General features: G+C 65.1%; 15 protein-coding genes. 2 read left to right on the plus strand and 13 right to left on the minus strand.

The features are described 5' to 3' along the window. Positions 1 to 104: 104 nt before the first annotated feature. From RDU24_RS13260 to RDU24_RS13315, 12 genes are all read right to left on the minus strand, one after another. Entirely contained in the window at positions 105 to 527 is a 423-nt protein-coding gene (locus RDU24_RS13260; protein ID WP_308736252.1) for a F0F1 ATP synthase subunit epsilon, read from the minus strand. A gap of 6 nt (positions 528 to 533) precedes the next feature. After that, the gene (gene atpD, locus RDU24_RS13265) at positions 534 to 1,937 is read right to left on the minus strand and encodes a F0F1 ATP synthase subunit beta (protein ID WP_308736253.1); all 1,404 of its coding nucleotides are present in this window, start codon (positions 1,935 to 1,937) and stop codon (positions 534 to 536) included. Positions 1,938 to 1,954: 17 nt separating this feature from the next. Then, on the minus strand, positions 1,955 to 2,827 hold the full coding sequence (locus tag RDU24_RS13270; protein ID WP_308736254.1) for a F0F1 ATP synthase subunit gamma: 873 nt from the start codon (positions 2,825 to 2,827) through the stop codon (positions 1,955 to 1,957). A 16-nt stretch (positions 2,828 to 2,843) separates the two neighbouring features. Beyond that, the gene (atpA, locus tag RDU24_RS13275; protein ID WP_308736255.1) at positions 2,844 to 4,352 is read right to left on the minus strand and encodes a F0F1 ATP synthase subunit alpha; all 1,509 of its coding nucleotides are present in this window, start codon (positions 4,350 to 4,352) and stop codon (positions 2,844 to 2,846) included. A gap of 4 nt (positions 4,353 to 4,356) precedes the next feature. Continuing rightward, positions 4,357 to 4,908: an ATP synthase F1 subunit delta gene (gene atpH, locus RDU24_RS13280; protein WP_308736256.1), complete on the minus strand. Its 552-nt coding sequence runs from the start codon at positions 4,906 to 4,908 to the stop codon at positions 4,357 to 4,359. Continuing rightward, positions 4,905 to 5,483 (minus strand): F0F1 ATP synthase subunit B, encoded by a 579-nt coding sequence (gene atpF / locus RDU24_RS13285; protein ID WP_308736257.1) that lies wholly within the window; start codon positions 5,481 to 5,483, stop codon positions 4,905 to 4,907. Before atpF ends, atpH begins: the two co-directional genes overlap by 4 nt. A gap of 28 nt (positions 5,484 to 5,511) precedes the next feature. Next, complete coding sequence (locus tag RDU24_RS13290; protein ID WP_308736258.1) at positions 5,512 to 5,934, minus strand: ATP synthase F0 subunit B; 423 nt, start codon at positions 5,932 to 5,934, stop codon at positions 5,512 to 5,514. Between the two features lie 282 nt (positions 5,935 to 6,216). Beyond that, a complete protein-coding gene (gene rodA, locus RDU24_RS13295; RefSeq protein ID WP_308736259.1) occupies positions 6,217 to 7,332 on the minus strand; it encodes a rod shape-determining protein RodA in 1,116 nt (371 codons plus the stop codon). Then, the gene (gene mrdA, locus RDU24_RS13300; protein WP_308736260.1) at positions 7,329 to 9,236 is read right to left on the minus strand and encodes a penicillin-binding protein 2; all 1,908 of its coding nucleotides are present in this window, start codon (positions 9,234 to 9,236) and stop codon (positions 7,329 to 7,331) included. Before mrdA ends, rodA begins: the two co-directional genes overlap by 4 nt. Then, positions 9,220 to 9,690, minus strand: a complete 471-nt coding sequence (locus RDU24_RS13305) for a hypothetical protein (protein WP_308736261.1) — start codon at positions 9,688 to 9,690, stop codon at positions 9,220 to 9,222. The genes mrdA and RDU24_RS13305 overlap by 17 nt, the downstream gene beginning before the upstream one ends. Positions 9,691 to 9,693: 3 nt before the next feature. After that, positions 9,694 to 10,539 carry a rod shape-determining protein MreC gene (mreC, locus tag RDU24_RS13310; protein WP_308736262.1) on the minus strand — a complete coding sequence of 282 codons (846 nt, stop codon included), beginning with the start codon at positions 10,537 to 10,539 and terminating at the stop codon, positions 9,694 to 9,696. Between the two features lies 1 nt (position 10,540). Next, entirely contained in the window at positions 10,541 to 11,581 is a 1,041-nt protein-coding gene (locus RDU24_RS13315; protein WP_305573829.1) for a rod shape-determining protein, read from the minus strand. A gap of 118 nt (positions 11,582 to 11,699) precedes the next feature. Here RDU24_RS13315 and RDU24_RS13320 point away from each other — a divergent pair, with 118 nt between their 5' ends. Together RDU24_RS13320 and RDU24_RS13325 are read left to right on the plus strand one after the other, a co-directional pair. Continuing rightward, on the plus strand, positions 11,700 to 13,199 hold the full coding sequence (locus tag RDU24_RS13320) for a TIGR01212 family radical SAM protein (RefSeq protein ID WP_308736263.1): 1,500 nt from the start codon (positions 11,700 to 11,702) through the stop codon (positions 13,197 to 13,199). Positions 13,200 to 13,207: 8 nt separating this feature from the next. Further along, positions 13,208 to 14,320 carry a glycosyltransferase family 2 protein gene (locus RDU24_RS13325; RefSeq protein ID WP_308736264.1) on the plus strand — a complete coding sequence of 371 codons (1,113 nt, stop codon included), beginning with the start codon at positions 13,208 to 13,210 and terminating at the stop codon, positions 14,318 to 14,320. Positions 14,321 to 14,381: 61 nt separating this feature from the next. Here the strand turns inward: RDU24_RS13325 and RDU24_RS13330 are convergent. Continuing rightward, on the minus strand, positions 14,382 to 17,136 hold a 2,755-nt coding region (locus RDU24_RS13330), incomplete at its 5' end, for a calcium-binding protein (protein WP_308736265.1).

Genomic DNA, 17,136 nt, shown 5'->3' on the forward strand with positions numbered 1-17,136 from the left:
TGTTCCCCGCCGCTTGGCGGATGAAAAAAGGCAGGCCGGATGAGCCCGGCCTGCCTTGGTTTCTCAGACGTCCTGAGCCTCTGGGCGGCGCAGGGTGCGGGATGCTAGCACGTTCCGGCTTTGTCCCCGGAGTTGCGGCAGCTCAAGCGAGCCAGGGAACGACGCAGCGCGGCCTGGGCACGGGCGTGGTCGATCTTGTCCTGGGCACGGGCGAGACGCTGCTGGGCACGCTCCTGGGCCTTGCGGGCGCGTTCCAGGTCGATGTCCGTAGCCATTTCCGCGGCCTCTGCCAGGATGGTGACCTTGTCAGGGCTGACCTCGGCAAACCCGCCGGACACAAAGACGTAGTGGGTCTTGCCCGCGTCCTTGTAGTACAGGTTGCCGATGCCCAGCGCGGACAGGAAGGGGATGTGGTTCGGCAGTACACCGAACTCGCCCAGCGCGCCGGGGGCTCCGACATAGTCAACGTCCTGCGAGAGGACCTTGCGGTCGGGCGTCACGATTTCAAGCAGCAGCTTCTTGGACATGGCACACTATCCTTGCTTGGCTTTTTCCAGAGCCTCGTTGATGTCGCCGACCATGTAGAAGGCGCTCTCAGGGATGTCGTCGTGCTTGCCTTCGATGATCTCCTTGAAGCCCTTGATGGTGTCTTCAAGTTTGACGTAGCGGCCGGGCTTGCCGGTGAAGGCTTCGGCCACGTGGAAGGGCTGGGACAGGAAGCGCTGGATGCGGCGGGCGCGGCCGACGAGGAGCTTGTCGTCGTCGGAGAGCTCGTCCATACCCAGAATCGCGATGATGTCCTGGAGTTCCTTGTACTTCTGGAGGATCATCTGGACATTACGGGCGGTGCCGTAGTGCTCCACGCCCAGGACCAGGGGGTCAAGGATGCGGGAGGTGGAGTCCAGCGGGTCCACCGCGGGGTAGATGCCGAGCTCCGCGATCTGGCGGGAAAGCACCAGGGTGCCGTCCAAGTGCGAGAACGTGGTGGCCGGCGCGGGGTCGGTCAAGTCGTCGGCGGGCACGTAAACGGCCTGGACCGAGGTGATCGAACCCTTCTTGGTGGAGGTGATGCGTTCCTGCAGTTCACCAAGGTCGGTGCCCAGAGTCGGCTGGTAGCCGACCGCGGAGGGCATGCGGCCGAGGAGCGCGGACACTTCCGAACCCGCCTGGGTGAAACGGAAGATGTTGTCAACGAAGAAGAGCACGTCCTGGCCTTCCTCGTCACGGAAGTACTCGCAGCAGGCCAGCGCGGTCAGGGCGACGCGGGCGCGGGCTCCTGGAGGCTCGTTCATCTGGCCGTAGATAAGCGCGGCTTTCTCGAGAACGCCGGCGTCCTTCATTTCGTGGTACAGGTCGTTTCCTTCACGGGTGCGCTCACCAACACCGGCGAACACGGAGATGCCGCCGTGCTGCTTGGCGATGTTGTTGATCATCTCCATGAGAATAACGGTCTTGCCGACGCCTGCGCCGCCGAAGAGGCCCATCTTGCCGCCCTTGGGGAAGGGAATCAGCAGGTCGATGACCTTGACGCCGGTTTCAAGCACTTCGACCTTGGTGTTCTGGTCGACGAAGGCGGGAGCCAGGGCGTGAATGGGCATGAGCTTGTCGCTCTTGATCGGGCCCATTTCGTCCACGGGGCGGCCGACGACGTTCATGATGCGGCCGAGCGAACCGGCGCCGACCGGAACCATGATGTTCTTGCCGGTGTCGGTGGCTTCCATGCCGCGGACGAGACCTTCGGTGGCGTCCATGGCGATGGTGCGGACCACGTTGTTGCCGAGGTGCTGGGCCACTTCGCAGATCAGGTCCGGCGCGTCGGTGTTGTTCGGGTTGTTGATCTGCAGCGCATTCAGGATGTGCGGCAGCTTGCCCTCAGGAAATTCGACGTCAACGACGGCGCCGATAACCTGAACGATTTTTCCCACGTTAGCACTCATTGTGTTTGGCCCCCTTATTATCCTTTCAGCGCTTCAGCGCCGCCAACGATATCCATAAGATCCCTGGTGATGGAAGCCTGGCGCGTCTTGTTGTAGAGAAGCGTCAGGGCATTGGTCATGTCGTCGCAGGCGCGCGTCGCGTTGTTCATGGCGCTCATGCGAGCGGCATGTTCACTGGCCGACGTGTCGAGCATGCCCCGATAGACCTGCACCTTGATGAAGCGGGGCAGGAGTTCGGCCAGCAAGCCTTCCACGGAAGGCTCGTAGACGTATTCCTTGCCCGAGCTTTTGACCTCGGCGGCTTGCTCTCCGCTGATGGGCAGAATGCTCTGCACCACCGGAACCTGCCGGGCCATGCTGATGAACTCGCCGTAGACCAGGACCACTTCGTCAAGCGTCGCGTCGAGGAAGGAGTTGATGAGCTCCTGCCCGAGCTTGCTGGCGAGCGTGAAGTCAAAGCTGTTCATCACGTCACGGTATTGAACCAGGATCTCGTACTCGGCCTTGCGGACCGCGTCGCGACCCTTCTTGCCCACGCAGTAGAACTTCACGTTCAGGCCCTGGGCCTGCTTCTCTTTGGCCAGCTTGAGGCCGGCCTTGATCAGGTTGACGTTGAAGCTGCCGCACAGGCCGCGGTCGGATGTAACGAGAACAATGCCAACGGTCTTTTTTTCCTCGCGCTTGGCCAGAAGCGGATGGACCGACTCGTCCGCCCCGGCAGCCAAGTCACCAAGCATTTCGAAGAACTTCTGCGCGTACGGCTTGAACCGCTCAATGCGGCTCTGCGCGTTGCGCAGCTTCGCCGAGGCCACCATGTTCATGGCCTTGGTGATCTGCTTGGTCTTCTTGATCGCGCCGATCTTTGTTTTGACGTCCCTCAGGGATGCCATCGTACCCTCCTGCGCCCTAGGCGCGGAAGCCCTTCTTGAACTCGTCGATGGCGGCCTTCAGGCGACCTTCGATGTCCGCATCAAGGGCCTTCTTCTCGAGGATGTCCTTCAGGATGTCAGCCTTGGAGTTGCGCATGAACTCAAGCATCTCGGTCTCGAACTTGCGGACGGCTTCCAGTGGCACGTCGTCCATGTAGCCGCGGGTGCCGGCGTACAGCGAGGCAACCTGCTCCTGAACCGGCATGGGCTGGTACTGGGGCTGCTTCAGCAGCTCGACCAGGCGGGCGCCGCGGTTGAGCTTCTGCTGGGTGGCCTTGTCCAGGTCGGAGCCGAACTGGGCGAAGGCGGCCAGTTCGCGGTACTGGGCGAGGTCGAGGCGCAGGGTGCCGGCGACCTGCTTCATGGCCTTGATCTGGGCGGCGCCGCCGACGCGGGAGACCGAGAGGCCGACGTTGATGGCCGGGCGGATGCCGGCGTTGAACAGCGCGGGCTCCAGGTAGACCTGGCCGTCGGTGATGGAGATGACGTTGGTCGGGATGTACGCGGACACGTCGCCGGCCTGCGTCTCAATGATGGGCAGGGCGGTCAGCGAACCGGCGCCCAGGCCGTCATTGACTTTGCAGGAGCGCTCCAGCAGGCGGGAGTGCAGGTAGAAGACGTCGCCGGGGAAGGCTTCGCGGCCGGGAGGACGGCGGAGCAGCAGCGACATCTGGCGGTAGGCAACAGCCTGCTTGGACAGGTCGTCGTAGATGATGAGCGCGTGCTCGCCCTTGTCGCGGTAGTACTCGGCCATGGTGCAGCCGGAGTACGCGGCGATGAACTGCAGCGGCGCGGGCTCGGAGGCGGTGGCGGAGATGATGGTGGTGTACTCCATGCCGCCGTACTTGCGCAGGGTGTCGGCAACGAGAGCGACGGTGGACTTCTTCTGGCCGATGGCCACGTAGAAGCACTTCACGTCGCCGCCCTTCTGGGCGAGGATGGCGTCGACGCAGACGGCGGTCTTGCCGACCTGACGGTCGCCGATGACCAGCTCGCGCTGACCGCGGCCGACCGGGGTCATGGCGTCGATGGCCTTGAGGCCGGTCGCCATGGGCTCGTGGACGGACTTACGGGCGACGATGCCGGGGGCCTTCAGTTCGACCGGGCGGGTCTCCTTGGAGGCGATGGGGCCGAGGCCGTCGATGGGCTGACCCAGGGGGTCGATAACGCGACCGGCAACGGCTTCGCCGACGGGCACGGAGAAGATCTTGCCCGTACGCTTGACGGGGTCGCCTTCCTTGACTTCGTTGCACTCGCCGAGAAGCGCGACACCGACGTTATCCTCTTCGAGGTTGAGCACCATGCCCATGAGGCCGCCGGGGAACTCCAGAAGTTCCATTGCCATGGCGTTCTTCACGCCATGCACGCGGGCGATGCCGTCACCGACGTAGAGGACGGTGCCGGTCTCGCTCATTTCCACGCGGGACTCGTAATTCTGGATTTGTCCCTCAATGATTTTGCTGATTTCTTCCGCTTTGATCTGCATGGCCCTACTCACCCCTCTTGATGGTTTCTTTCAAAATGTTCAGCTGGGCGCGCAGACTGGCGTCGAGCACGCTGTCTCCGATCTGCAGCACGATTCCGCCGAGGATCTCGGCGTCGGTGCCGTAGTCGAGGACCAGCTTCTTGCCGGTCTGCTTCTCCAGCCGTTCTTTCAGCTCCACCTTCCGGGAGTCGGAAAGCGATACGGCGGTGACCAGCTTGCCGGAGACAATGCCGCTCGCTTCATCGAGCATGGCCTTGTAGTCAGCAGCGATCTCGGGGATGGAGACCAGCCGGTTCTTATCCGCCAGCAGGTTGACGAAGTTGGCCATGGCCCCGCTGAGGCCAAGCTGCTGCGCCATCTGCTTGAGAACAGCTTTCTTCTCCTCCACGCTGAAGACCGGGTTCTTGAAGAACCTCAGAGCCTCCGGCGCTCCCGCCAGTGCCTCTGCCAGGTCGGCAAGCTGCTTGCCGTAGGTCTCAAGCTCGGAGGAACCCTGCTTGCTCCCTACGGTGAACAGCGCCTTGGCGTACCTGCGCGCGACGATGTTCCCGCTCAATTGAGCACCACCTTTGTTAAGTATTCATCCACGAGGCGCTCATGATCCTTGTCGGTGAGCTTCTCCCGCACGATTTTCGTCGCCTGCTCGATGACCTGGTCGGCGATCTCGGCCCGGACGCGGTCAAAGGCGGCGCGGGCTTCGTTCTCGGCGCTGGTCTTGGCCTGGAGCTGCATGGTGGCAGCATCCTTCTGGGCCTTCTCGATGATGGCGGTCTTGATGGCTTCGCCCTGGGTCTTGGCTTCGGCCAGGATGGCGGCCTTTTCCTGCTCCAGGTTGCGGATGCCGGTCTCCACGTCCTTCAGCTTCTTCTCGGCCTCGGCCTGGCGAACCTCGAGATCCTCAAGGTCCTTCTTGATCTGGGCGCGACGCCCGCCAAAGAAGGCAGCGATCTTCTCTCCGCCAAACTTGTAGATGAGGAAGATGAAGATGATGAAGTTGACGATACGGAAGGCGTAGTTCTTCCACATTTCCGCATCGATGCCGTGGCCTCCCTCGCCGCCGCTGGCGTATGCCACAGCGGCAAAGGCCAGAACGCCGATCAGGCTCAAAACTGTATGTCTCGCGACTTTCAAAATGTGCCCCCTCCTTCTTCCTGTCGGCTTAAGCCTGGCCCAAGATCTTGGCCGTGGCCTTCTGCGCGAATTTCTCCACCTCGGAAGCCAGCGCCTGCTTGGCCCCAGCCACCTGAGCGGCGATCTCGTCATGTGCGGCCTTCAGGGAGGCGGCGACCTCCTTGCCGGCAGCGGACATGATCTGCTGCTCTTCGCCCGCGCCATCGGCGCGCATCTGCTTGCGCATCTCAAGACCTTCCTGGCGGGCGGCGTCGATTGCCGCCTGGTAGCTCTTAAGCTTCTCCTCGGCGCTGGAGTTGAAGCCCTCGATCTTGCCCACCTGGGCGGCCATAAGGCTGTTGCGTTCCTGGATCTTTTCCCGGATGGGGCGGATCAGCAGGAAGTTCAGGCCAACGAGCGTGAAAAGGAAGTTGACCAGCTGGATCAGAAACGTGAAATCGATGTCAATCATGATCGGCCCCCAGCGCGTTGAAAATGGGATTGTGAATTTTGGTCCAAAGTCAGAGGTGGCCTACACGATTGCCAGAGGCCTGTCAAAGCCTTTTTTCATTTTTATCGGCTCCTTTTGACTCGAAAATGCTAGTGCTCCAAGGGGTTGCAGGCATGTGCCAAAAATCACTTTATGCCCAGGATTTGTCAAAACGACTCCCCTTTGACGCTCGTCCGAGCACGGGCCGTCGCGGCAAAGGGGTGGGGAAACTGCGAAGTCGGGGACGGCGCAGATTCTTCGGGACTAGTTTTGTTTGAACAGGAATCGGCGCATGGACACGTTCAGCACCAGGCCGAGGAGGCTGAAGTTCACCAGGGTGGCGCTGCCGCCGTAGCTGATGAAGGGCAGCGGGATGCCGACCACCGGCATGAGTCCCAGGACCATGCCCATGTTGATCAGCACCTGCCAGAAGAAATAAAAGAACACGCCCGCCGCGAGGTAGCTGCCGAAGGGGTCCTTGGCGTCGCGCGCGACCATGGCCACCTGATAAAGGAAGGCGCAGAACAGGCTCAAGAGCACCATCATGCCGAAGAAGCCCCATTCCTCGCCCAGCACGGCCACGGCGAAGTCCGTGTGCTTTTCCGGCAGGAACCGGAGCTGGCTCTGGGTGCCGGCCAGAAAGCCCTTGCCGAAGATGCGCCCCGAGCCCATGGCGATCTCCGATTGCAGGATGTGGTACCCGGAGCCCAGCGGGTCCGTGGCCGGGTCCAGAAATGCCAGGATGCGCCGCTTCTGGTAGTCCTTGAGCCCGAACCAGGCCAGAGGCATCAGCAGCGGCACCAGCACGCACAGGGTGCGGAACAGCCAGGGCCGGATGCCCCGGTAGAGGATCAGCCCGCCCAGCAGCAGCAGCACGAGCATCCCGGTGCCGAGGTCCGGCTGCTTGATGACCATGAGCGTGGGCACCAGGCCAAGGCCCAGGATGTAGGCCAGGCGCTTCAGGTCCAGGCGTTCCGGCTCCGTGGAGAGGATGCGCGCGCCCAAAAGCAGCATGGCGAACTTGGCCAGTTCGCTCGGCTGGAAGCTGAAGAGGCCGAAGTCCAGCCAGCGCCGCGCGCCGTAGATTGTCTTGCCCAGGAAGGGCACGGTCAAAAGCAGGAGCAGCGTGACGACGTACAGCGGCCAAGCCACGGCGGAGAGCCTGCGGTAATCGAAGCTCATGAAGGCCAGCATGCCGACAAGACCGATGGTGCCCCAGATGATCTGCTTCTGGTAATAGGGCTCGACGGACACGCCTTCCTCCAGGCGCACACCGCTTGCGGAATACAGGTTCAGCACGCCGACGAAGAACAGCGCGGCCAGGATGCCCACCAGCGGCCAGTTCACATGGTAGAGCATGCGGCGGTCGATGGGGGTCATTGGACCACCTCCGGCTCGTGGGTCGGATCCGGGAACTGCGGCTCCACGGGGTCCACGGCCACGCGAGCGGCGGGCTCCGCCGGGCGTTCCGCCCCTTCGATGTCTCTGGGCGGCAGCTCCTTCTTGCCCAGGAACAAGGCGTCGAGCATGGCCTTGACGGCGGGGCCGGCGCCGGACGCGCCGTGCAGCCCGTGCTCGACCATGGCCACCACCACGAAGCGCCTGCCGTCCCGTTCGCCGAAGCCGGCCATCCAGGCGTGGTCGCGATACTTGTAGGGCACGTTGTCGCCCATGCGCTTGAGCTCGTCTGTGAGGCGCACCACCTGTGCCGTGCCGGTCTTGGCGCCCACCACCACGCCCGGCGTGAGCACGCGCCGGCAGGTGCCGCGAGGGTCCTCCACCGTGGCGATCATGGCCTTCTTGATCATGGCCGCGTGCGCGGGAGTCAGGGGGATGTTGCCCTGCACCTCCGGGGCCACGCCGCGCATGAGCTGCGGCTTCAGCACCTTGCCGCCGTTGATGAGCGCGGCGATGAGGCGCGCCACCTGCAACGGGGTCAAGCCGGTGTAGCCCTGGCCGATGGCCAGGTTCAAGTCCTCTCCCTTGGTCCAGCGCACGCCGTAGCGCTTCATCTTCCACTCGCGCGAGGGCATGAGCCCGGCCTTCTCGTGCGGCAGGTCGATGCCGGTGGGCTCGCCCAGCCCGGCCATCTTGGCGTAGGAGCTGATGCGGTCCACGCCGAGCTTCATGCCGAGCTTGTAGAAGTACACGTCGCAGGACTCCACCAGGGCGCGCTGGAAGTTCACCGTGCCGTGCCCGCCGCGTTTCCAGCAGCGGAACACGTGGTTGCCCAGGGCCAGCTCGCCGGTGCACTGCACGGTCTCGCTCGGGTCCACGGCATTCTCGTGCAGGCCGTCCGCGGCCATGAGCAGCTTGAAGATGGAGCCCGGCGGGTAGACGCCCTGGGTGGCGCGGTTCTGCAGGGGGTGCATGGGGTTGTCGCGCAGCTCCGCCCACTGGGCCGAGGACAGGCCCGTGGTGAAGGTGTTGGAGTCGTAGGAGGGCTCGCTGACCAGGGCGTGGACCTCGCCGGAGTCGGGGTCCATGACCACCACGCTCCCGGCCTTGCCCTCCAGCACCTTGTGGCCCAGCTGCTGCAATCCCAGGTCGATGGAAAGGAAGATCTCCTCGCCCGCCTTGGGGTCGCGCTGCAATTCCTCGGACAGCCTGCGCCCCGTGACGTCGACCTCGATGAGCCGCTTGCCCTTGGTCCCGCGCAGGCGGTTGTCCAGGCGGTTCTCCAGGCCCTGCTTGCCCACGAAATCGCCCATGGACAGGGTGGGGTCGGCCTGCATTTCGGCCTCGTTGGCCTCCGCCACGTAGCCCAGCACATGGGAAAGCAGGTGGCCGTAAATGTACTTTCTCCGGGTGCGCGAGAGGATGTCGAGCCCCGGCCAGCGAAGGCTGCCGCCCTCGATCTTGGCGATGAGGTCGAAGTCCAGGTCCGGCACCAGGGTCAGCGGCTCGAAGGGTTTCACCTTGGGCTTGTTGCGGGTGTAGATGTCCTTCAGGCGCTCCGCCGGGATGCCCGTCCACTCGGAGACCTTGTCCAGGGTGGCGGGGATGTTGTCGCAGTCCTCGCGCACCAGGCCCAGCACGAAGGCGGGCTCGTTCACGGCCAAAAGCTCGCCGTTGCGATCGCGCAGGAAGCCGCGCGGGGCGAAGATGTACTCGGTGCGCAGCTGGTTGTTGCGGCTCTTTTCCGTGAACACCGGGCCAAGGTGGATCTGCAGGTACCACAGGCGCACGGCGAACAGGCAGAACAGCCCGAAGATCAGGCATTGCAGCAGGCCCACGCCCATGCGCGGCTGCTCTTGTCCGTAGGGGCTATGCAGATTCTTCATGAGCCTTTTTCAGCCTGTCTGGGAACATGGAGTCGGCCACATACCACAGGGTCGGATACAGCAGCGCCTGGAGCAGGCATTCGCCCAGCACCCGGCCAAGGGGAAAGGCGCGCATCTCGAGCACGGCCATGAGGTAGAGCAGGAGCAGATGGGCCAGGCCCAGGGTTATGCCGAGCAGGGCCTGGAACTGGAAGCTGCCGGGGTCAAGCAGCCAGCGCCCGACGGTCAGCAGCGAGAACAGCACGGCGTACCACAGGATGCCGTAGCCGAAAGCCAGCCCGCCGGCGCCTTCCTGGATCGCCACCCAGATCAAGGTCAGGATGATGGTGGCGCCGGGCTTTTGCCAGCGCAGGGAAACGGCCATGCCGGGCGCGAAGAAGTCCACGCCGGGCAACAGGCTCTGCCCCCAGATGCCGAGGACGGTGAAGGCCAGCCACCAGAATGCCGCGAGCATGGGCTACTCCCACAGGGCGCGGGAGTCTTCCGGCCGGACCGCGCGCTTGAGCAGGAGCACCTCTTCCAGGCGGGGGATGTCCACCAGGGGCTCGGCCTGCACGTCCATGAACAGGGTGGCTTCCTCGCGGCGCACGCTGGTGACCCGCGCCACAGGCAGTCCCTTGGGGTACAAGCCGTCCATGCCGGAGGTGACGAGGATCTCGCCGGGCTCGATGGTGGACTTGAGCCCCACGTACTTGACCACGAGCTGCTCGCCCGCGCCCATGCCGTAGATCACGCCGGCGGCGCGGTTGGTGCTGCCGACAACGGCCACGCGGCTTGCGGGGTCGATCAGGAGCAGCACCGTGGCCACGGAGAGCCCGGCGCGGTAGATGCGGCCCACCACGCCCTCGGTGCAGATGACGGGGGTGTCCTCCAGGGCGCCGGAGAGCTTGCCCCGGTCCACCAGGATGGTTTCCAGGATGGCCGTGGGGCCGACGCGATGGGCGATGACCCGCGCGCCCTCGCGCTTCCAGTCCGGCGGCTCGGGAAAGCCCAGCAGCTTCTCCACGCGGGCCGTGGCCTCGGCGCGCTCGCGCAGGGTCATGTTCTCCAGGCGCAGGGCCTTGATCTCCTGCAGCAGGGTTTCATTCTGCTGCTTCAGGCCCACCAGGGACAGGTAGCGGTCCACGAACCCGCCCGCGGCGTTGCCCACCGCGGAGCCGGGACGCAACACAGCTCCAACGCTATCCAGGCCGGAATAGGTGCTCAGGCGGGTCAAGAACCCGGTGCGCAAATTCCAGGTGTACAGGGCCAGGTAGAAGAACAGCCCGGCGACTAGGAAGAAGGCGACACGTTTCGGATTCACATCAGTCCGTGGTCACTTCCCTGTAGAGGTCGATGCACTCGAGCGCCTTGCCTGAGCCGAGCACCACGGCGGTGAGCGGGTCGTCCACCACGGTGATGGGCAGCTGGGTCTCGTGCTGCAGGAGCTTGTCCAGGCCTTTCAGGAGCGCGCCGCCGCCCGTGAGCACGATGCCGCGGTCGACGATGTCGGCTGCCAGTTCAGGCGGGGTCTGCTCCAGGGCGATGCGCACGCCCTGGACGATGCCTTCCACCTGCTCGGAGATGGCGCCGCGCACTTCCTCGGCGGTGATGATGCGGTTCTGGGGGATGCCGGTGACGAGGTCGCGCCCGCGCACCTCCATCTCGCCCGCGCCCTCGACAGGGTAGGCGGAGCCGATGGTCATCTTGATCTCCTCGGCGGTGCTTTCGCCGATGAGCATGTTGTACTTGCGCTTCACGTGCTGCATGATGGCTTCGTCCATCTTGTCGCCGCCGATGCGCACGCTCTTGGCGTACACGATGCCGGACAGCGAGATGACGGCGATCTCGGTGGTGCCGCCGCCGATGTCCACCACCATGTTGGCCGTGGCCTCGGTGATGGGCAGGTTGGCGCCGATGGCCGCGGCCATGGGCTCCTCGATCAGGTAGACCTCGCGGGCGCCGGCGCTCTGGGCGCTTTCCTTGACGGCGCGCTTCTCCACCTGGGTGATGCCGGTGGGCACGCAGATCATGATGCGCGGGCGCACCAGGCGGCGGGAATTGTTGACCTTGGAGATGAAGTGCCGCAGCATGGCCTCGGTGACCTCGAAGTCGGCGATGACGCCGTCCTTCATGGGGCGGATGGCGACGATGTTGCCGGGCGTGCGGCCGAGCATCTTCTTGGCCTCGGTGCCCACGGCCAGCACGACCTTGCCCCCGCGCGAGTCGCGCTTCACGGCGACGACGGACGGCTCGGAAAGCATGACGCCAGCGCCTTTGACGTAGACCAGCGTGTTCGCGGTCCCCAGGTCGATGGCCAGGTCTGTGGAGAAATATTCAAAGAACTTGTCGAACAGCTTGACCATAAAACCCCCGGTTCTTGATATATTTGGTGGCCGCCAGTAGAGTGGGTGGGCGGCGGCAATTCTCTCTTACATGTGCAGAACAGCACCTCGTACCAAAAGAAGTACCGGCAGGCAATACATGAGCACTTCCCCCGGCCCTGCGGAAGCCACACGAATCCACCCTTTGGCGGCTTTTTTTCGTGCGCGCCTGGGGGGGGAGGCCCGCAAGGTGCCGCTGGACGCCGGGTTCTCCTGCCCCAACCGCGACGGAACCATCTCCCGCGCGGGCTGCATTTTTTGCAACCCCGCCGGCTCCGGCACGGGCCTCCGCGCCCAGGGGCTGGATCTGGCCGGGCAGTGGGGGCATCTGGCCCCCCGGCTGCTGGCCCGCCACCCCCATGCGCGCCTTCTGGCCTACCTTCAATCATATAGTAACACACATGCGAGCATCGGTCGCCTGCGGACCGTGCTGGCGGAAATTTCCGGCCTGCCCGGTGTGGCGGGGCTGTGCCTGGGCACGCGGCCCGATTGCCTCGACGTGGAGGGCGATTGCGCGCGGCTGGACGTGCTGGCCCAGGCGGGCTTCGGCTTCGTGCAGTTGGACCTTGGCCTGCAAAGCGCCGACGACGCGGTGCTCCGGCGCATGAACCGCGGCCACGACGCGGCCTGTTTCGCGGCGGCGGCCAGGGCGGCGGCGGAGCGTGGCCTGTTCGTGTGCGCCCACCTGGTGCATGGTCTGCCCGGAGCAAGCCGGGACGATCTGGCCCGGTCCGTGGACTTCCTGAACGCCCTGCCCGTGGCCGGGGTCAAGTTCCACAACCTGCTGGTCTGCCGTGGCGCGGGCCTGGAGACCCTGTGGCGGGCCGGAGGGTACGCGCCGCCGTCGCGGGAGGAGTATGCGGCGGCCGTGGTGCTGGCCCTCTCGCGCCTGCGGCCCGACATCTGCGTGCAGCGCCTGGCCGCGGACCCGGCCCCGGGCGAGCTTTTGGCCCCGGACTGGGGCGCGGACAAGTCCGGCACGCTCAGGCGCATCCGCGAGGAGATGTTGCGCCAGGACGTCTGGCAGGGCAAGGTGGGCCATTGCCCCGGCGCGCTGCCCGATTGGGGCGAAACGCAAGGAGTGCTCATGAACGGCAAGATGACGATGCAGGCCGAGCGCGTGGAACTGGTGGCCGCGCCGCCGCTGTCCCTCGCGATCCACTGGCGTGGCGGCCGGGTGGCCAGGCTCGAGCTCGGCAGGGCGGAGGTGGGGAGCCTGCCGCCGGACGCAAGCCCCGAGGCCAAGGCCGTGCACAAGGCCCTCTCGCTGCTGGCCGAGGGCAAGCCCGCGAAATTCCCGGCCCTGCCGCTTGCCTGGGACACGTTGCCGCCGTTCACGGGAGACATCCTGCGCGCGCTCCATGAGCGTGTGCCCTGCGGCCGGACCCTGACCTACGGCGAGCTTGCCGCCCTGGCAGGACACCCGGGCAAGGCCAGGGCCGTGGGCCAGGCCATGGCGCGCAACCCCTGGCCCCTTGTCGTGCCGTGTCATCGCGTGCTGGGTGCGGACGGCGCGCTCACCGGCTACACCAACCCCCACGGCCTGGACCTGAAGGCGCTGTTGCTGGCGCTGGAAGCGGGTCGGCCCGCGAAAGGGTAGGGGGGCGCATGGCCTACGCCTTTCGGCTGGATGACGTGCGCATGGCCTACATCCGCCTCTCCCGCGCGGACCTGGTGGCGGAGGCCCCCGGCTTCGCGCTCAGGCTGGGCGGGGTGGAGCACCGGCTGGACCACGCCGTGCTCAAGCTCGACACCGTTTCCATCAACGACGAGCTGTGCCAGGTGGAGCGCATCCTCCAGCGCGCGCCCACGCGGCAGGTCACGCTGGTGGTGCGCGGGGCCGAGGGCGTTCTGCACGAGGAACTGGTGCTGTTCCACCATTCGTTCTTCGCGCCCTTCGTGGACTATGTGAAGGCCATGCCGGTGGGCGGCGAAGCGGCCAAGCCGGGGCTTCTGGCCGCCTTCACCCACGCCCGCGACGACAACGACATGCTCCGCTTCTGGGAGGCCCACCACGCAAGGCTTGCGGGCCACCGGAACCTCTACGTCATCGATCACGGCTCGGCGGTGTCGCCCAGGGGCGTGCTGCACCCGGACACCAACGTGGTGCCCCTGCCGCGCGGGCTGACCGACCACGCCGACATGGCGCGCTTCTGCGGGCATTTCCAGCGCTTCCTGCTCTCGCAGTACCGCTTTGTGCTGCACACCGACGCCGACGAGCTGCTGGTGCCTGAGGACGGGGAGGAGGCGCTGCTGGCCAGGCTTGCGAGCCCTGGCTACGGGGGCATCATCCAGCCGGGCCACGCGTTCGACGTGCTGCACGACATGCGCCCTGACACCCCGGCCGAAGCCCCGCTCAAGCCCGGCGAGCCCGTCTCGACCCAGCGCGGCGTCATGCTGCCCGCCGAGGGCATCTACAAGAAGCCGGTGCTGGCGAGCATCCCGGCCAGCTGGCTGCAGGGCTTCCACCTTGTGTACGAGGAGGCGAGCGTGCGCGAGGACCCGGGCCTGTGGCTCATGCACCTGCAGTCGGCGGACTTCGGGCTGCTGCTGGACAAGAACCGGCGCTGGAACGCGCTCCGGCAGTCTGAAGCGGATTTTGCCCGCTGCCCGCAGGGAGGTCGGCCCAGCGACGAGGACTCGCTGCGGCGATGGTTCGTCCAGGTGCTCGCGGATGAGCGGCTGACGGCGATACCGGAACGACTGCGAGGAAAATTCTAGGGGAGAAGAAACAGAGCGCCAGCGCCGCCGTCCTGTTTGGGGCGGCGGCGCTGGCGCGCGTTTAGACCTCGACGTGGCTGGAGTTCACGATGATGATATCCGTGGAGGTGATGTTGCTGACGTTGTTGGCGATGGTCACTGCTGCGTGCGCGCCAGCGTAACCGTCGTCATCGAACTTGAGTATGTTGAAGTCGTCGTCCCGGACCCAGCAGGCGGCATTGGTGTCGGCCGCATTCATGTAGTCTGTCAGCGTGTTGAAGACATGTCCTTGGGCCGTGGCGGTGTCACTGAAGCCGAAGTCGCCCCCTGCGGCGGTCTTGTAGAAGGCGAACTTGTCCGTGCCGCTGAGGAAGTCGCTGATGGTGTCGCCGCCCTCGCTCTGGGTCTTGTAGATGAACAAATCAGGGCCGGCCCCTCCTGTCATGGTGTCGGCGCCGCCGCTACCATAGAGGTGGTCTCCGCCTCCCGTGTTGCCGCCGCCTACAAGCGAGTCGTTGCCGGAGCTGCCCGTGATGTAGAGGTACCCGGCGCTTGTGGCGGACCCGTCGAAGGTCAGGGTGCCGGAAAGCGATGCACCGTCCACGTACACCGCTGGCGACATCCCGACATTGTCCACGTTGCTGAAGAGGCTGTTGGTGGCGGCCAGGTTTGCGCTGGTGCCGCTAAGTGTGATGTGTTCAAATCCGGTGACGTTGGCCAAGTCAGTCGTGTTGCCGGAGCTGTTGTCCAGGTGCAGGGTGTCTGAGCCGCTGCCGCCGCTGACGGTGTCGGTGCTGGAGAGGTAGGTGCCCATGTACACGGTGTCTTCGCAGGTTCCGAGGGCGATGGACACTGTAGTGGCTCCGGCGGTGACGGTGTCGCCGTGGTTGGAGCCGTAGTACTTTTCGATGTCGTACAGGGTGTCCGTGCCGCCGTAGCCGTTGGCCGTGACAGAACCGGTGCTCAGGTTCGCCGTCACGGCCCCCGTGGCGTTTCCGTAGCTGACCATGTCGATGCCTGCGTCGCCGTGCAGGTGGTTGTTTCCTGCGCCGCCGTTCAGGGTGTCGTCGCCGTCGCCGCCGTAGATGGTGTCGTTGCCCGCGTTGCCGTGGAGCACGTCGATGCCCAGGCCGCCCTCAAGGTAGTCATGGCAGGAGCCGCCGAAGATGGAGTCGTTGCCGTCGTTGCCATACACGGTGGCCGCGCTGGTCCAGTTGGCCAGGTCGATGGTGTCGGCCCCGCCGCCGCCCTTGATGATCTCGATGCCGGAGTAAGAGTGGAGGCTTGAACCGGCCAGAGTGTTGAAGCTGGCGCCACCTGTCTGGTCCGCAGTGCTGGTGATGTTCAGCGGGTTGCTCGTGAGGTCGGAGTAGTCCAGGGTGTCGGAGCCGAGTCCGCCTGCCATGGTGTCTCTGCCCTGAGTGGCGATGAAGGTGTCGTTGCCGGCGCCGCCGCTAAGCAAGTCGCCGATGGTCACAGAGGCGCTGTTGGTGCGGGCATCGCTGCCCTTGATGGTGTCGTCTCCCGCGCTGCCGGTGATCTGGAAATAGCCGTAGTTGCCAACGGCGGAGCCGTTGAAGTTCAGGGCCTCGCCTGCGCTCAAGCTTGAGGCATTGATGATGAGCTTGCCGCCCACGGCGTCCCACATGGTGGCGTCGGCCGAGCCCGAGAACTCCATGCCGTGGTAGATGAGGGCCGAACTTGCGCCGGAGATGTACACCTGCTCCACGCCCTGGACATTGTCCAGGTCGTTGGTGCCGAGGCCGTTGTCTGCGAAATACAGAGTGTCATTGCCCGTGCCGCCGTCCACGGTGTCGTCGGCGGTGAGGTTGGACTCCATGTAGATGAGGTCGTCGTTCGTGCCGCCCTGGATGCTGTCGATGCCGGCTCCTGCGGTGAGCGTGTCGTTGTCCGCGCCGCCGATGATGGTGTCGTTCCCGTCGCCGCCGCCGATAACGTCCATGCCGTCTTCGCCGTTGAGCATGTCGTTGCCGTCACCGCCGCTGATGGAATCGTTGTCGATGCCGCCCATGATGGTGTCGTTGCCCAACCCGCCGCTCAGCGTGTCGTTGCCGGCGTCTCCGTAGATGGCATCAAAGTCTGCGCCGCCGTCGATGAGATCCGCATCCGCGCCGCCGTATATGGTGTCGTTCCCTTCGCCGCCCTCAATGATGTCTTTGCCGCCCCGCCCGTAGATCAGGTCCGCACCGCTGCCACCGTAGAAGAGGTTGGCGGAGTTGTTGCCATAGATCTCGTCATTATACTCGCTGCCGGTGACGTTGACGACGGTTGAGGAGATGGCGGTGACACCGGGCTCGAAAGCGTTGGAGTAGGAACTCTGGACCCAATTCTCGTGATTCCCGCTGGACTCGTAGTAGGCGGAGTCGCGGAGCGAAACCACGCTCGTATTCTGGTCCGAGGGGTCGAGATCGACGAACTGCCCCTCCGCCTTGGTCGTGAGCAGAAGAGAATTCTCTGTCGTGATGCCGCTGAGGGGGTTGTCCGGCTGCTCGGTAATGGTTGTGATGATTTGGTTCAAGAAGTCCTGGGCCGCCTGGCTGATGAGCAGCGGATTGGTACCGTCGCCGAAAGTGCCCAGGCCGCCGGGGTTGCCCGGGCCACCAGGACCGCCAGGATTGCCGAGGCCGCTGGGCCCGGTGAACTGGTTGAGGTTGAAGATCGAGCCTTGGGTCAGGTTCAGGAACTGGCCCTGGAGCTGAGTGCCCTGCTGTCCCAGCTGCCCCTGCTGCGCGGCCAAGTCGGCGGCGGCCTTTGCGGCGGCCTCGGCCAGGGCCTGGGCCTGCAGCGCGGCGGCGGCCTCGGCAGCGGCCTTGGCT

Source organism: Humidesulfovibrio sp., from assembly GCF_031082295.1.
In the GTDB taxonomy this organism is placed as follows: domain Bacteria; phylum Desulfobacterota; class Desulfovibrionia; order Desulfovibrionales; family Desulfovibrionaceae; genus Humidesulfovibrio.

Coding starts and splice junctions, on each gene's coding strand:
- RDU24_RS13260 (WP_308736252.1), bottom strand. CDS start 527: ATGTCCAAGAAGCTGCTGCTTGAAATCGTGACGCCCGACCGCAAGGTC.
- atpD (WP_308736253.1), bottom strand. CDS start 1,937: ATGAGTGCTAACGTGGGAAAAATCGTTCAGGTTATCGGCGCCGTCGTT.
- RDU24_RS13270 (WP_308736254.1), bottom strand. CDS start 2,827: ATGGCATCCCTGAGGGACGTCAAAACAAAGATCGGCGCGATCAAGAAG.
- atpA (WP_308736255.1), bottom strand. CDS start 4,352: ATGCAGATCAAAGCGGAAGAAATCAGCAAAATCATTGAGGGACAAATC.
- RDU24_RS13290 (WP_308736258.1), bottom strand. CDS start 5,934: ATGATTGACATCGATTTCACGTTTCTGATCCAGCTGGTCAACTTCCTT.
- rodA (WP_308736259.1), bottom strand. CDS start 7,332: ATGACCCCCATCGACCGCCGCATGCTCTACCATGTGAACTGGCCGCTG.
- mrdA (WP_308736260.1), bottom strand. CDS start 9,236: ATGAAGAATCTGCATAGCCCCTACGGACAAGAGCAGCCGCGCATGGGC.
- RDU24_RS13305 (WP_308736261.1), bottom strand. CDS start 9,690: ATGCTCGCGGCATTCTGGTGGCTGGCCTTCACCGTCCTCGGCATCTGG.
- RDU24_RS13315 (WP_305573829.1), bottom strand. CDS start 11,581: ATGGTCAAGCTGTTCGACAAGTTCTTTGAATATTTCTCCACAGACCTG.
- RDU24_RS13320 (WP_308736263.1), top strand. CDS start 11,700: ATGAGCACTTCCCCCGGCCCTGCGGAAGCCACACGAATCCACCCTTTG.
- RDU24_RS13325 (WP_308736264.1), top strand. CDS start 13,208: ATGGCCTACGCCTTTCGGCTGGATGACGTGCGCATGGCCTACATCCGC.